Annotated in this window: 20 protein-coding genes; all 20 read right to left on the reverse strand. The window is 32.5% G+C overall.

Going from position 1 to position 15,635, the window contains the following annotated elements:
• Positions 1-13: 13 nt before the first annotated feature.
• On the reverse strand, positions 14-1,900 hold the full coding sequence (dxs, locus tag RH915_RS01645; RefSeq protein WP_310477530.1) for a 1-deoxy-D-xylulose-5-phosphate synthase: 1,887 nt from the start codon (positions 1,898-1,900) through the stop codon (positions 14-16).
• A gap of 4 nt (positions 1,901-1,904) precedes the next feature.
• Positions 1,905-2,543 (reverse strand): hypothetical protein, encoded by a 639-nt coding sequence (locus RH915_RS01650; RefSeq protein WP_310477531.1) that lies wholly within the window; start codon positions 2,541-2,543, stop codon positions 1,905-1,907.
• Between the two features lie 702 nt (positions 2,544-3,245).
• Positions 3,246-3,704, reverse strand: coding sequence for a divergent PAP2 family protein (locus tag RH915_RS01655; RefSeq protein WP_310477532.1), 459 nt, complete (start codon positions 3,702-3,704; stop codon positions 3,246-3,248).
• Between the two features lie 23 nt (positions 3,705-3,727).
• Positions 3,728-4,615, reverse strand: coding sequence for a polyprenyl synthetase family protein (locus tag RH915_RS01660; protein WP_310477533.1), 888 nt, complete (start codon positions 4,613-4,615; stop codon positions 3,728-3,730).
• 2 nt (positions 4,616-4,617) lie between these two features.
• The gene (xseB, locus tag RH915_RS01665) at positions 4,618-4,854 is read right to left on the reverse strand and encodes an exodeoxyribonuclease VII small subunit (RefSeq protein WP_310477534.1); all 237 of its coding nucleotides are present in this window, start codon (positions 4,852-4,854) and stop codon (positions 4,618-4,620) included.
• Entirely contained in the window at positions 4,799-6,070 is a 1,272-nt protein-coding gene (gene xseA / locus RH915_RS01670; RefSeq protein WP_310477536.1) for an exodeoxyribonuclease VII large subunit, read from the reverse strand. Before xseA ends, xseB begins: the two co-directional genes overlap by 56 nt.
• On the reverse strand, positions 6,071-6,922 hold the full coding sequence (locus tag RH915_RS01675; protein ID WP_310477537.1) for a bifunctional 5,10-methylenetetrahydrofolate dehydrogenase/5,10-methenyltetrahydrofolate cyclohydrolase: 852 nt from the start codon (positions 6,920-6,922) through the stop codon (positions 6,071-6,073).
• A 5-nt stretch (positions 6,923-6,927) separates the two neighbouring features.
• A complete protein-coding gene (nusB, locus tag RH915_RS01680; protein ID WP_310477538.1) occupies positions 6,928-7,329 on the reverse strand; it encodes a transcription antitermination factor NusB in 402 nt (133 codons plus the stop codon).
• 168 nt (positions 7,330-7,497) lie between these two features.
• Complete coding sequence (locus tag RH915_RS01685) at positions 7,498-7,866, reverse strand: Asp23/Gls24 family envelope stress response protein (protein WP_310477539.1); 369 nt, start codon at positions 7,864-7,866, stop codon at positions 7,498-7,500.
• Positions 7,867-7,936: 70 nt separating this feature from the next.
• Positions 7,937-8,662 (reverse strand): SpoIIIAH-like family protein, encoded by a 726-nt coding sequence (locus tag RH915_RS01690; RefSeq protein ID WP_310477540.1) that lies wholly within the window; start codon positions 8,660-8,662, stop codon positions 7,937-7,939.
• Between the two features lie 30 nt (positions 8,663-8,692).
• The gene (gene spoIIIAG, locus RH915_RS01695) at positions 8,693-9,283 is read right to left on the reverse strand and encodes a stage III sporulation protein AG (RefSeq protein ID WP_310477541.1); all 591 of its coding nucleotides are present in this window, start codon (positions 9,281-9,283) and stop codon (positions 8,693-8,695) included.
• On the reverse strand, positions 9,273-9,929 hold the full coding sequence (gene spoIIIAF / locus RH915_RS01700; RefSeq protein WP_310477542.1) for a stage III sporulation protein AF: 657 nt from the start codon (positions 9,927-9,929) through the stop codon (positions 9,273-9,275). The genes spoIIIAG and spoIIIAF overlap by 11 nt, the downstream gene beginning before the upstream one ends.
• Positions 9,930-9,935: 6 nt before the next feature.
• The gene (spoIIIAE, locus tag RH915_RS01705) at positions 9,936-11,114 is read right to left on the reverse strand and encodes a stage III sporulation protein AE (protein WP_310477543.1); all 1,179 of its coding nucleotides are present in this window, start codon (positions 11,112-11,114) and stop codon (positions 9,936-9,938) included.
• A 17-nt stretch (positions 11,115-11,131) separates the two neighbouring features.
• Positions 11,132-11,518 carry a stage III sporulation protein AD gene (gene spoIIIAD, locus RH915_RS01710; RefSeq protein ID WP_310477544.1) on the reverse strand — a complete coding sequence of 129 codons (387 nt, stop codon included), beginning with the start codon at positions 11,516-11,518 and terminating at the stop codon, positions 11,132-11,134.
• A 12-nt stretch (positions 11,519-11,530) separates the two neighbouring features.
• On the reverse strand, positions 11,531-11,734 hold the full coding sequence (gene spoIIIAC, locus RH915_RS01715; RefSeq protein WP_331618244.1) for a stage III sporulation protein AC: 204 nt from the start codon (positions 11,732-11,734) through the stop codon (positions 11,531-11,533).
• A gap of 43 nt (positions 11,735-11,777) precedes the next feature.
• Positions 11,778-12,299 carry a stage III sporulation protein SpoIIIAB gene (gene spoIIIAB / locus RH915_RS01720; RefSeq protein WP_310477545.1) on the reverse strand — a complete coding sequence of 174 codons (522 nt, stop codon included), beginning with the start codon at positions 12,297-12,299 and terminating at the stop codon, positions 11,778-11,780.
• A 6-nt stretch (positions 12,300-12,305) separates the two neighbouring features.
• Positions 12,306-13,310, reverse strand: coding sequence for a stage III sporulation protein AA (gene spoIIIAA, locus RH915_RS01725; protein ID WP_310477546.1), 1,005 nt, complete (start codon positions 13,308-13,310; stop codon positions 12,306-12,308).
• 120 nt (positions 13,311-13,430) lie between these two features.
• On the reverse strand, positions 13,431-13,892 hold the full coding sequence (locus RH915_RS01730; RefSeq protein ID WP_310477547.1) for a CD1247 N-terminal domain-containing protein: 462 nt from the start codon (positions 13,890-13,892) through the stop codon (positions 13,431-13,433).
• Between the two features lie 54 nt (positions 13,893-13,946).
• Positions 13,947-14,504 carry an elongation factor P gene (gene efp / locus RH915_RS01735; protein ID WP_310477548.1) on the reverse strand — a complete coding sequence of 186 codons (558 nt, stop codon included), beginning with the start codon at positions 14,502-14,504 and terminating at the stop codon, positions 13,947-13,949.
• Positions 14,505-14,562: 58 nt separating this feature from the next.
• On the reverse strand, positions 14,563-15,633 hold the full coding sequence (locus tag RH915_RS01740) for a M24 family metallopeptidase (RefSeq protein WP_310477549.1): 1,071 nt from the start codon (positions 15,631-15,633) through the stop codon (positions 14,563-14,565).
• Positions 15,634-15,635 lie beyond the last annotated feature (2 nt).

Here is a 15,635-nt window from a genome sequence, read left to right on the forward strand (position 1 = left end):
TCCTTAATCACAATTAAAAACTATACTTTACTATTTTACTATCGAAATCGTCAATAATTGTATCTACAATATTTTCAGCTGTCAAACCATAAACTTGAAATAATGTATCCATATCACCATGTTCTATAAATCGGTCCGGGAGGCCAAATATTTTTACCTCTTTTGTAATACCATTATTATTTAGTATACTTTGAATTTGGGAACCAAATCCACCTAGTTTATAATTATCTTCCACAACATAAACATTTTTGCATTTGCTCGTTCTCTGTAATATTGTCTTTTCGTCAATTGGTTTTATAAACCTTGGATTTAATAAAGTTGTTTTAATCCCACTGCTATTTAACTGATAGCATGCTTCTAAAGCTATGTTGTTTAAATGACCAGTAGCTATTACTAGTGCATCATTACCCGTTTCATAGATTATTTCTGCAGATTTTTTTTCTAAGGAAAGATTTGAACAGTGTTCAATTGTGCTAGCTTCACCTCTTGGATATCTTATAGCTAAAGGGCCATCAAAGGTAAGAGAATACTTCAACATTTCTTTAAGTTCAACGCCATCTTTTGGCGATAATATGGTTAAGTTAGGAATCGGAAATAACATAGAGATATCCATTATTCCATGATGTGTTTCCCCATCATTACCAACAATTCCTGCTCTATCAATTAAGAATGTAACAGACAAGTTCTGGAGACATACGTCATGTATCACCTGATCTAATCCTCTTAGTAAAAATGTTGAATATACAGCAAAATATGGCTTATGCCCTGCGGCTGCAATGCCGGCAGCAAATGTAACTGCATGCTGTTCAGCAATACCCACATCAAAAAAACGATTAGGATACTTTTTTGAGAAATCCATTAATCCCGTACCTGCAGGCATAGCAGCTGTAATAGCAACAACTTCTTCTTTTTCTTTAGCTAGTTCTAATAGTGTATCACCAACAATGTCAGAATAAGTAATTTGCTTGCTTCCAAGAGACTGACCGGTTTTCGTATCGAAAGGACCTACCCCGTGATATTTTTCTGGTTTATTTTCGGCGTGAGAATATCCTTTACCCTTCTTTGTTATAACATGAAGTAAGATAGGACCTGAAATGTTTCTAATATTCTTAAAAGCACTACAAAGTTCTTCATAATTGTGACCATCAATAGGCCCAACATACGTAAAACCTAATTCCTCAAAAAACACACCGGGGATAAAAAAGTGCTTTACGCAATCTTTTGCTTTTTCTGCGGTCTTATAGACACTTTTTCCTATCGCTGGTATTCTTTCAATAAAATGTTCTACATCATCTTTAAATCTTGAATAGATAGGTGTAGTTCTAATTTTATTTAGATAATTTGATATGCCACCAACATTTTCTGATATAGACATTTCATTATCATTCAGAACAACAATTACATCTTTTTTGCTTTGGCCTGCGTGATTTAACGCTTCAAGTGCCATACCACCTGTTAATGCCCCATCACCAATCACTGCAACAACGGCATTTTTTTCATTTTTTAAATCACGAGCCGAAGCCATACCTAGGGCAGCAGAAATTGAAGTACTACTATGACCAGTGTCAAAATGATCATGTTCACTTTCATACCGTTTTGGAAAACCGCTTATTCCTTGATATTGTCGTAACGTATGAAATCTGTCTTTTCTTCCTGTAATCAGTTTATGTACATAACTCTGATGACCTACATCCCATATAATTTTATCCGTAGGGCTGTTAAAACTACTATGGAGCGCTAACGTTAGTTCTACAACTCCTAGGTTAGATGCTAGATGTCCACCTGTTTTCGATACATTATCTATTAAAAACTCTCTTATCTCATTTGAGAGTGTATTTACGTCTCTGGAATTAAGTTTTTTTAAGTCTTCTGGAGACTTAATTTTATCAAGTAGTTTCATCTAATTACTCTCTCCTGTTCTTAGACTGATCTTTTATTATAGATGTACCAATCTTTTTATCAATATAATTTAATGCACGAGCAGTATTGAATACTATAATATGGGATTGGTTTATAGAGAGACTTTTCCCAATAGCCTTACCACCTACTGTTAAAGAGGCTACAAAAGCAGTAATTAATATTGTTAGTATAGCTCGGTTAATAAGAACGGGCCCTTTAGCTAATTGTAAAATAATATTAGCCCCAGCGACTCCACTTACAATACCGCATATATCTCCTACAACATCATTACAAAAATTTGAAACTGTACTGGCATTTTTAAGCAAATTAATTGCGTACCTAGCACCCTCCACTCTATCAGATGCCATAGCATGAAATGGCTTGTCAGAAGCTACTGTAACTGCAATACCTATCATGTCACTAAAAACTCCTAAGAATACTATTATGATTAATATAATAAATGATATGATCACTGTTGTATTCATCAAAACAACTTCTGCTGCTATACTAAATAAGATTGTAAGCAAAAATGTCCAAATTGAAACAACTATAACCCATTTCAAGTTATATTTCTTCCATAATCCAGTCGTACCATTACTTTTTTTTACATTTCTATTATTTTTATTTTTACCGTCCTTCGACAAATATATCCCTCCGAATCAAAGTAATAGCCATAATATAACGACTTCTTTTGATTTGGTTTTTTATGTAAACAAAAATTTAAAGCTGATAGCTAAGCCATCAGCTTTATCAGTGGTAATACGATAAGTAAATTTTACGGCTTAGGTCCAGTTAGTTTTCCCAAACTAGTACTGTCTGTCACCATAACAGCGGTTTCCCTTTAAACTAATTTCTATCTTGTCGCCATAGATAGGACTGGATTACCACTTAGTCCGCACTGTAATCCTTAACGTATCTCTGATGAACAGTCTAGGGGTTTTCCCCAACAACTTACTTTACTCTTAGCCTCTTTTGCAGAATTGGTTTCAAATAGCGATAACTTTAAATATCGGGCCCTGATCTCTAAAGTCTGATCTATTTATCTGCCAATTCCACTCAAGGCAGGCTACACTATGGTAAACCATAGGTTTCACCATTTATTTTATTAAATGGCCTCCACGAAGCGAGGGTCATCGCCCGCATGCCATTGCGGATCGCCCCCATCTCCTTACTCCCTGAAAAAACCCACGACTGGGCGTCGCAAGCAAAAACAAGGAACTTCATCGATATGCCCTTTGGCGGATTTTTAGCCCCGCCTTCAAAGCAAAATAAGTTGACTAGAATACTGTACCACTGAAATTAAATATATCTGATATTATAGCATAATCTTCAGTAGAATTCAAATATCATACTATTAATATTGCAATTATAATGCCTAAGATTCCACCAACTAGTACCTCAAAAGGCGTGTGTCCAACTAATTCTTTTAATCTTTTTTCATTTTTTTGTTTCAACTGCTTCTTGTTTTTATTATGTAAATCTGCAATCATTTTATTAATAATAACAGCTTGCTTACCAACGGCATTTCTTACTCCAGCAGCATCATACATTACAACCATGGCAAATCCAAAAGAAAGAGCAAAAAGCGGTGAATCCCAACCTTCAGTTAACCCGATACTTGTTGTTAACGCCATAACAAAAGCCGAATGTGAACTTGGCATTCCCCCTGAACCTACAAATCTTGATACATTAAATCTTTTATCAACTAAATAGGTATGTATCACTTTAAGGGACTGAGCAATAAACCAGGCAAGTAATGAAACTAACAAGATATTATTATTGCTAACCGCTTCAAAAAAATTCATTTAATCTCCTCCTTATAGATGCACTAGTATTCACGGTCAATTAGATATTGACTTAAACTTAATAAGAAGTTAGCTTTTTCTCCATACCCTTGAAGAACGTCATGAATACTTTCAGTAAGCTCCTTAACTTTATTAATGGAAAAATCTAATCCGTACATAACAGGATAAGTAGATTTTTTCTTTTCTTCATCACTACCAACCTTCTTACCTAATTTTTCAGTATCTCCTACGACATCTAATATATCATCCTTTATTTGGAAGGCTAACCCTAGATTTTTCCCAACTAAGCTCATATTTTGTATATCTTTTTCAGTTCCCTGACCAATAATAGCCCCTACTTTAAAGCAGGCAGTTAGTAAAGCAGCAGTTTTGTTCATATGGATATATTCCAGTGTACTCGCATTTATTTCTTTATTTTCACTTTCTAAATCTACTATTTGGCCACCTATCATGCCATTTATTCCTGCAGCTTTTGATATTTCATACATTGCTTTAATATGAGACATTGAGTTTTCTTTATTAATAGCATTAGCGAGCATAATCTCAAATGCATAATTCAATAAGCCATCTCCTGCTAAAACAGCTAAGCCTTCTCCGTAAACTTTATGGTTAGTAGGTTTTCCACGGCGAAAGTCATCATTATCCATAGCAGGTAAGTCATCATGAATTAATGAATAAGTATGTATCATTTCTAAAGCACAAGCATAGGGTAAAACTTCTTCGTTGTTTGTCCCAAAAACATTATAGGTTCCTAAAACTATAATTGGGCGTATTCTTTTTCCTCCAGCGAATAAGCTGTACTTCATTGCTTCAATAAGTTTTTTGTTATCCGATTTCTTAAAGTCAAAATACTGATTTAGATGTTTATTCGTTAAGCTAATATAATCTTGGTTTTTTTCCTTGAAGTTCAATTTTATTCCTCCAATTCATCTAGGGTAAGAGGTGTTTCTGTTAATTCTTTATTTTCATCTATAATTAGTGAAATTTTATGCTCTACTTCATTGAGTTTAGAATGACAAAGCCTGTAAAGTTCAATGCCTTCTTGAAACAAGAGAAGTGCGTCATCTAATGATAACTCCTTATTCTCTAATTGCTCAATTACTTTTTCTAATTGATTCAGTGATTTTTCGTAATCCATTTTCTTCGTCAAGTGCCTTGTCCTCCCTTATTAATTCATTTACTGTACACTTTGCATATCCATCTAAGAAATTTACAAATAAATTTTCATCAATCTGTATGTTTTTAACACTATTGACTGCTTTTTCATTTTTATCATAGACAACCGCATAACCTCTGGTAAGAATAGATAAAGGATTTAGACTATCAAGCCGCTTAGCTTGACTAAGTAATTTATTCTTTTTGGTACTAAAAAAATAGTCCATTAATTTATTTAAATCTTTACCAATTTGATCTACATATTGCTGTTCACTAAAAACACGATCAAAAGGGTGCCTAAAGTATTGGTTGTTTTTAATATAATCAAGATTCTTTCTATGTACATTCATTCTTTCATTCATTTTACTTATTAGTCGCTTATGTATCCCATCAATATATGCTTGCTGCTCTTTATAGCTCGGTACAGCAAGTTCTGCTGCTGTTGATGGCGTATTCGCCCTTATATCTGCAACAAAGTCAGCTATAGTAAAATCTGTCTCGTGTCCAACTGCTGAAATTATTGGTATCTTGCTATTAAAAATTGCTTTTGCAACAAGTTCTTCATTAAATGACCATAATTCTTCTATAGACCCTCCACCCCTAGCAATAATAATAACATCTATATCTAATTTAGATTTGTTGATCTTGTTTATTGCTTTTGTTATCGATTCTGCAGAACCTTCACCTTGAACAGGAACAGGATAAATTGATAATTGAACCTTAGGAAACCTTCTTAATGTTACAGTTATTATATCTCTTATTACTGCACCAGTTAACGAAGTTACTACCCCGATTTTTCTTGGTCTAAAAGGTAAATCTTTTTTATAACTAATATCAAAGAATCCTTCCTTTTCTAACCGTTCCTTTAATTGTGTATAGGCTTTATATAGATCACCAAGCCCTTTTTCTTCAATCTCGGAGGCATATAGTTGATATTGTCCGTCCCGTTCATAGACAGAGATATACCCACGTATAATGACAGCCATCCCATTTTTAATTTGTATATCTAATTTTTCAGTATAAGACTTGAACATAATACAATTTATTTTTGACTGTTTATCTTTTAATGTAAAGTAAATATGTCCACTATGATGATATTTTACATTAGATAGTTCACCTTCAATTTTTATATTATGCAAAATTGGATCGCTGACTAAAAGTCTTTTTATATAATCGTTTGCTTGAGATACACTAAGGGTTTTGATATTCATTTAAACCGCCTCTTCTGCTTCTTTCGCTGCTTTTAATGTGTTCTTCATCAACATTGCGATTGTCATCGGGCCAACTCCTCCTGGTACTGGGGTAATATAGCCTGCTTTCTTATAACATAAATCATACTTAACGTCGCCAACTAATTTTCCATCTATCATCGATGTCCCAGCATCAATGATGACTGTGCCATCCTTAATCATATCGTCGGTTATTAGACCTGGGCTACCAACTGCTGAAATAATTATGTCACTTCTTAAACATAGTTTTTGTAAATCTTTAGATTTCGAATGACATATTGTTACTGTTGCATTTTCATTTAGCAGCAAGTCTGCTGTTGGCTTACCAACAATATTGCTCCGTCCTACAACTAACGCTTCTTTTCCTTCTATCTCTATACCCACTTTTTTTAATAATTGTATAATACCTTTTGGTGTACAAGGAATAAAAGAAGCTCTGTTTAGTTGTAAATTCCCGATATTAACTGGATTAAAGCCATCTACATCTTTCTGAGGCAAGATACTTTCATTAATCGTAAACTCATTAATATGCTTAGGCAATGGTAATTGTACAAGAATACCATGGATCTCGGTATCAGCATTTAATTCTTGTATAACCTGTAATAACTCCTTCTCTGTTATTGTACTATCCAATTTTATAACCCTCGAATGTATGCCAACATAATGACACATTTTTTCTTTCATATCTACATATGTTCTGGAAGCCTCATCATCACCGACTAATACAACAGCTAAACCAGGGCGTATATCCTTTTTAAATTGGTTTATATGTAATTTTATTTCCTCTATAATCTCACTAGCTATTTCTTTCCCATCTATAATTTTTGCCCCCACTTTAATTACTCCCCTTTTTCTACAAGTTTACCAAGTATTCCATTAATGAATGAGCTTGAATCATCAGTACTAAACTTCTTTCCCAACTCTAAAGCTTCATTTATTGAAACATTTACAGGAATATCTTCTAAATAATTTATTTCTGTAACTGCTAGTCTTAAAATCGCTAAATCAACTTTAGCTATTCTATCAAATTCCCAGCTAACAGCCACTTTTTTTAATAGATCATCTATATTTTCTTTATTATTTAAAAAAGCATCAATAAGAGATTTTATGTATTCTTTTTGATTCCCAACATATAACTCATCATTTATGAAACGATCAGCAATACGTTTATCAAAGTTTTTATTAATGTTCATTTCAAACAATATCTGCATGCATGTTTCCCTAGCTAATCTTCTATTCATTTGCTTACCTCCTAAAGTAAATGCTATCCGCATTATTTCCTAATTCTAACTTTTTAATCCAACACTTAAACTCAAACGCTTAACCATTTTATATAGTAGCAACTCGTATATAACATAACTAACCCTCTTTGATTGAGAGGGTTAGTTATTAATACTATATTTAACTAATTAATTACTCTTTGATTCTTGCGGAAAGTTTACACCCTGAACATGGATATTTACTTCCGTAGCCTTAATACCAATCATCGTTTCTACTACTTTTTTTACATTGCTTTGTATATCCCAAGCAATATCAGGTATTTTTGTACCATAATCAACAATGATATATAGATCAATTGCAACTTCATTGCTAGAAATTTCCAACTTAACACCTTTAGATAAGCTTCTCTTTCCCAACTTTTCTGCAATTCCATTTGCAAGTCCGCCACTCATTCCTGCTACTCCTGCTACTTCAGTTGCTGCTAACCCAACTATCGTTGCTACAACCTCTTCTGCAATCTTTACTTCTCCATGTTCTAAAGTATTTATAGCATCCACATTATTCCCTCCAATAACTACAATAAACTACAAGTATTATACCAAATTTAAATCATATTTACAAACAATTCTATTTTTTATTCATTATAATTACGTTATCTAAAGGAATTGTACTTGCTTCTCTCCTAATTACATCTAAAATCTGAGCAACATCTTTTTCATTTAATGAAGTAGCGTGGACAACTGTACTAATCGAATCATCCGTTAAGTAAACAAGTGCATCATTAAAACCTTTTGCCTTTATCATATTTTCAATAACTACTTCTCTGTCAACGTTAGAAATTACACTTAACTTTAAATCCTCAGCTTGACTTTTCATCTCCGCACTCGTAGTTTCATCTACTATGATTTGATTTAAATGGCTGATCATTTCACTTCTTGTCTTGTCTCTTTCGATACGTCCCTCTATAAAGTAAGCACTGCTTTGCATCATCTCTTGGCTAGTAATTGATTCCGATAGATTTGTAGAAGCCTCTTGTGTTAATTCTAACATTCGACCTTCATCTCTACTGTCTACTACTGCTACTTCTTTATCACTTAATTCATTATCATCTGGCTCCTCTTCGCTGTCATTTTCAAGTATTACACTATCATCTTCAAAGAATACATCTTCATCGTTTAATAAGTCCGACAACATGCCGCTTTCTTCCATCATTGATAATTTATACTGCTCTAATTCGCTCGATGTTTGTAATAATGACTCTTTGTTGAGGTTATAATTAACATAACCAATTAAACATAACATCATTACTAAAGAAAATATTACAAAATTTTTTTTCCTTTTTTCAGTACTCATATATTCTCCCCCTTATATCATTGTTAGTGGTTATTTAGGATAAATTTGCACCTTATGACCAGGTACTTGTAATACTGTCTTAACAGCATCATAGAGTTTAGACTTAACTACTATATTTTCTGCCCCTTCTGCAACTACAATAACACCATTTACATTTGGTTTTATCTCTTTAAGTACTAAGGGAGATTGTGATTGACTATCATTTGATGTAACTACGGTTTGTGTGTCACTTTGTGATAGTACTGTTCGAGTCCCTCCATTAGCATCCTGTTCTTCAGTTGTATCTTGCGTACTCACAGTATTTGATGCAGGTATGATTTCTGTCCCTGTTTCAAAAGTTACCATAACAGTAGCTTCTCCCACACCCCTGATATTTTCCAATATAGCCTTAAGTCTTTGCTCTATTACCTCTTCTTCTGTTTTGGGTCCATTTGTATCTTGTACGTAGACATCATCCATTGGACTTTGCATAATATCTTTTGTACTGGATCCCTTAGTCGTAAAAAGATCTCCATAGGCAATAAGTCCAATAATTAGAATAGCAACAACAACAATTATATTTGCAACATATTTTTTTGACATAAATTGTTTTAACTTTTCCGTTAGTTTATTAAGATCCATCTACATTTCCCTCCTCACTCGTATTTTTATTTTTAATATATATATTTATATTTTCTTCTGGTAGATTATAAAACTCACTAAGATCTGTCTTTATACTTTGGCTTTTTTTATTGCTAAGTATCTTTCCCTCCCTTTCTACTTCTTGTTTCTTATTTAAATTTATATCTATGTTAACTGTTTCAATATCATTACTGTCCTTTTTAGGGCTAGTATTTATTAAGTCTTCTACTAAGTACAATTCGATAGATTTAATTAATCCAAAATTTTCATTATCTTTATATATTTCTAATACAATTTCTTTAGGGGTAAATTCAGTAGTCTGTTTTATTCGGTTTTTCATCTGTTCTATTAAATTAGATTTATAAATGTCTATAATTAATTGGTCTTGATTACTTTCCAGATTCTTAACTCTACTATGGGTAGTAATTGTCTCTAACTCATTTGAAGCTTGGACAACAGTATCACTAAAATTTAAACCTCGGTTATATATATGCATCACTGGATTTAATATAACTACAATTATTAACAATCCAACAACAACATTTATATACTTTTTATTTTTATTATTTGGAATGATTATTTCTATAAAGGTTACAAAGATAATGACAGATATAATTGTAATTATCCAGTTTCTTAAAAATTCCATATTTTATCACCTCATCATGACAGTTATATTACTCGTACTTACAATTATTGTTATTGTTATAAAGAAAATAATTGCCACAGATGTAATTGTTGCAAAGAGAAGGACTAAAGATCCGCTCATCTCATTTAAACACTTCACTAAATTGTTTTGAGATAATGGTTCAATTACTGCAGCACATAGTTTATATATAACTATTAGCGCTATTATTTTGATAATCGGTAATAGACAAATTAGAAAAATTGTTATAAATCCAATAGCGCCTAAAGCATTTTTTAATATTAATGAGCATCCTATAACAGTATCCATTGCATCTGCTAAAAAACCACCTACGATCGGGATAAATTTGTCAACTGCAAACTTAGCAGTACGTATGGTTACTCCATCAACTGTGGATGATGTTAACCCTTGTACAGAAATAACACCAACAAAAATAGTAAATATAAATCCCAATATAACTGCTGCAATTTGTTTTAAAAATGTTGCTAGTTTTGATACTTGTATTTTAGTTGAAAAATTATTAACAATTGATAAAACCGCTGAAAATAATATTAGAGGTAATACTACATTTTTTATTATTGTTCCTATAAAACCTATTGCGCCTAATAAAAAAGGATGTAAAAAAGCAGATGAAGCAATACCCCCTACTGCTAAAAGCATGGCAAGTAATATTGGTAATAAAACTTGCATAAAAGTAACCATTGTATCTATTGTTTCACTAGCTAAGTTAACAGCTATATAAAAGCTTCTTATTGTTAAACTGCCTATAACTAAGTAACATACGTTATATGCTAGCTTCCCTACTGCATCATTTTCAAATGCACTCTGCAAATTACTTAAGATTCCACAAATTACTGATAGAATTACTATTTGTCCAAGCAATTTCCAGTTTGCTACTATTTCTCTAAAAAGATACTGTAAGCTACTATTAATAATTTCTCTAAAAGATACGATTTCTTCCCCTCTAATTAGCTTTAATAAAAAATTTCTTATTTCAAGTTGTGGTACTAAATCATTTAGATCATGACTTACCCCATCTAAAATTTCTTGCAGCTCCTCGGTTTCTATATCATCCATTTGGTTAATAATGATTTCTTCAGGATTAATTATTCTGCTACTTTCTTCGGCATGTACAGAAAAAGGGAATACAATATAAAAGATTATAATAAAACTTACTAGTTTCTTCATAGATTCACATCCTCATCTTACGGTACAATATTTACAATCAGGTCCATAAGAGAAACTAAAATAGGCACAGATAAAAACATAATTAAAATTTTACCAGCGAACTCTATTTTACTAGCAATAACTCCTTCACCAGCATCTTTACAGATTTGCGCGCCGAACTCAGCTACATATGCTATGCCAATAATCTTAATAATTGTTGATAGATAAATCTCCTCAATTTGTATACTGCTAGCAAGTTGGTCTAAAACTACAAATACTGCTTGCAGGCGGGAAATAACAAACATAAAGATGAAAATTCCAGCTACAACACTTATATACATACCAATCTCTGGACTTTGTTTCTTCACTAATACAGATAGGATCGTTGCTATAAACCCAATTGCAACAATTTGAAAAATTTCCATATAATCACTTCCTTAATATAACTGAAACATGGTTTTAACCGTATCAAATAAGTGACTGATCATATTAATAACAATCATTAATACAACAACAATCCCTACTAAGGTTGTCATCATTGCTTGTTCTTCTCTACCTGCTCTTATTAGTACTTGATTTAAGACAGATACTAATATTCCAATAGCTGCAATCTTAAAAATCATGTCAACATCGATAATCATGTTTTTCCCCCTCTTCCTTTACAGTGTGTAGTGTTTATTTATATTAAAAAAATAATATTACAATCGTTACTCCGAATAAGAAGCCCAAGTTTTTACAAAGTTTTACATTGTTATTTTGAGCCAGTATTGCGGCTTCGTAATTTCTTTTTATTTCTTCCATGGCAAGCCTTATATGCTTCACTTGATCCTCTATGTCCGATGTTCCTAAATTGTTTCCTAATTGAACTAATAGTTCGATATCATCAGCACTTAATACTGTATTTTTTGTCTCTATGTGTATTGCTTCTTTCCATGCGTTAAAAAATGTACTCCCATCCTTTTTATCAAGTATATCTACGGTTTTAGAAAACACTCTATTTATATCTTGGTTATCCCGTGTAGATATTTTTCTTAATAAAAAGGGTAGCGGTGTAGCACAATACACAATTTCAGATTCTAATGTTTGAAGCGTTCCGATAATATTGTTTAATGATTTAGTTCTTTGGATATATGCATTCGCATAAATAATGCCTATAAGTGTACTGCCTACTACAATCAATATAGAAAGTATCATTTTTATCATCATGAAAAATCACCCTACTTTGTTTTTAATACTAGCTTTCGTTAATTCTTTTAACGTAATACCATCTAGTACCTTTTCTATCGTTCCAACCCCTTTTGAATTTGATAAAACAACTACCCTTTCAAAAACACCCCTTTTTATAAGGTCTCCTATATACATTCTCTGTAAAATATCATCCAAGGTTTTACCATGAACAGTAGTAATTAATTTTATCCCTGCTAATAATGCTTCTTCTATGGCATTAATGTCTTCTCCACGACCTATTTCATCAGTAGCAATAATATTAGGGGACATCGCCCTAACTAACATCATCATTCCAATCGCTTTTGGACATGCATCAAGCACATCAACTCTTGGTCCTAAATCATTTTGAGGTACCCCTTGAAAACATGCAGCTATTTCGGATCGTTCATCTACGACGCCAATTTTTTGACCACTAATACCTAATTCAGGAACGCCCTCACTAAAATTTCTAATAATATCTCTTAGTAAAGTTGTTTTTCCGCATTGGGGTGGAGAAACAATAATTGTATTTATAAACTCCTTTTTGTCATTCACCATATATTTAAGAATAGACGAAGCTATTCCTTTTTTCTCTTTTGAAATACGTATGTTCAATCCAGAAAACTCTTTCATTGATTTTATCTCATTTTTTGAAAGTAGAACCTTGCCAACGATTCCAACTCTATGCCCCCCTTGTACTGTTATATAACCGTTTTTCATCTCCTCTTCAACAGAATAAATAGAATAATTTGTTATAAACTGAAGGGTATTTTCAATATTCTTTTTAGTTACTATGTAACTAGCATTGGCACTTTCTTTTGTCTTTCCATTCACATCAATGAAGTGGTCTTTTCCATTACAATAAATCATCAATGGCCTGTGTACTCGTAATCGTACCTCTTCAATTGCATTTAATATGTCTTTAGGCAATTTACTAACTAATGCCCTAATTTCGGGACATAAAAACATTTCAATCTGATGAAAATAGTTTGGTTGCATTTGATTCATCATAACCTGTCCCCCCTTATATAAATATACATATTGTCGTACAAGCATTTTTATGCTAAAAATTCAAAAAAAAAAAATGGACAGACCAACAATCGTTGGTCTGTCCGTTAAAATTATGCTGTTTTAGTCTTCTTCTTCGAAAACAGTACAAGTGTCTACATGATCGTTACAATCACATACATGTCCAGTTTCTTCATACTCGATTTCTAAATCATCCACATCTAGTAATTCATCGCAATTTGGACACGCAATTGCATCGTTTTCAGAATTATCGTCATATAAGATTTCATCTTCTACATAGAATTTTCTGTCACATGTAGGACACTCTACTTCAACATAGTCAATTTCTTCATCTTCATCAAGTTCATAAAGATCATCTTCCACATCACCTAAATCCTCATCGATTGATTCAACATACTCTTCTAAACTTTCCTGTTCTGCTTGCATATGTTGCATCTCATCTGCAAAATCTTCTAAGGCATCAATGATTCCTAATAGTAGTTTGCCCTTTTTTGATTCCTCTGTTACTCCCATACCTTCTGATAACCCTTTAAGATATGCAACTCTTTCTTGTAAATGTGACATTATGAAACCTCCTTTTTTAAAATTCTTTTTATATTATTTCATAACTAACTTTTTTTATACTCTAGACATATATTCTTCTGTACGAGTATCGATACGAACAACATCTCCCTCATTTACAAACAAAGGAACTTGTACAACTGCACCGGTTTCAACAGTAGCAGCCTTTGTTACGTTAGAAGCTGTATCCCCTTTAACTCCAGGCTCAGTTTCTGTTACGGTTAATTCAACAAAGTTTGGTGGATCTACCTGAAAAGCTTTTCCTTGATAAAATCTAATGACAGCATTATCATTTTCCTTTAAAAATTTAATCGCACCTTCCACATCACTGTATACTAAAGGTACTTGATCATAAGTTTCATTATCCATGAAGTAATAAAATTCACCGTCATTATATAAGTATTGCATTTCCTTATTTTCAATGTGCGCCTTAGGAAATTTATCAGAAGGATTAAATGCTTCTTCTCTTGTAGCCCCGGTTTTTAAATTTTTATACTTTGTTCTTACAAAAGCAGCTCCTTTTCCTGGCTTAACATGTTGGAAATCTAAAACGACAAATGGCTCTCCGTTCATTTCGAATGTCACGCCTTTTCTAAAATCACCTGCTGATATCATGTTTATCCCTCCAAGTTCTTATGTAATTCATGAGATAGCTTATATTTACTTTCTCATTTTATATATTAAGTTCTATTAATTCTTTAGTTGATTTTGATAGAACTTCATACCCGTCATCTGTTACTACTACTAAATCTTCAATTCGAACACCACCAAAGTCAGGTATATAGATTCCAGGTTCTATAGTAATTACCATACCAGGCTTTAACGGTTCTTCGCCTAAAACACTTATATGAGGCAATTCATGTACTTCTAACCCTACCCCATGTCCTAAACCATGTCCAAAATATTGACCAAATCCTTTTTTCGCAATAATATTTCTTGCAATTTCATCTAATTCCTTACCTGTTATACCAGGTTTCACTGCCCTTAGGGCTGTTTCTTGTGCTTTTAAAACAGTATTATATATTTCCAGTTGTTTTGTATTAGCTTCTCCAATCACAATGGTTCTAGTCATATCAGAGCAATAGCCATGGTATACACAACCAAAATCAAAGGTGACAAAATCACCTTTTGTTATTTTTTTATTAGACGCAACTCCATGGGGTAAAGAAGAACGTTTACCAGAAGCAACAATGAAGTCAAAGCTATTTGCACTTGCGCCTTTTTTCTTCATAAAAAACTCTAGTTCCAAAGAGATTTCTCTTTCCACCATATTAGGCTGTATAAAACTTAATATATGATCAAAGGCTTCATCCGCTAAGGAAGCAGCTTTTTTTATGTAGTCTACTTCTGTCTGAGATTTAGCCATTCTTAACTTATTCACTTTATTACCTAAAGGTACTAGGTCAATATTATACTTTTTATTATATAGTTTATTATATTGCTGATATGTCATATATTCATCTTCAAATCCAACACGCTTTAAATTAAGTTTTTGAAAAATATTTTCAATTGGATTTTCTTTATTAATCTCTACTACCTTAAAGTCTTCACATTGTGATTTAGCTTGTTCAATATATCGAAAATCAACAAGTATATAAGGTGCTTCTTTTGTTATTACTAAAAAACCAACTGATCCTGTAAAATTAGAAATGTACCTTCTGTTTTCTGGTTTAGCAATAAGCACAGCATCTATATTTTCAGATGTAAGTATGCTTTGTGCCTTATTTAATCTTTCCTTTTGCAAAA

Origin of the sequence: Serpentinicella sp. ANB-PHB4 (assembly GCF_031432315.1) — a bacterium.
Taxonomy (GTDB): Bacteria; Bacillota; Clostridia; order Peptostreptococcales; family Natronincolaceae; genus Serpentinicella.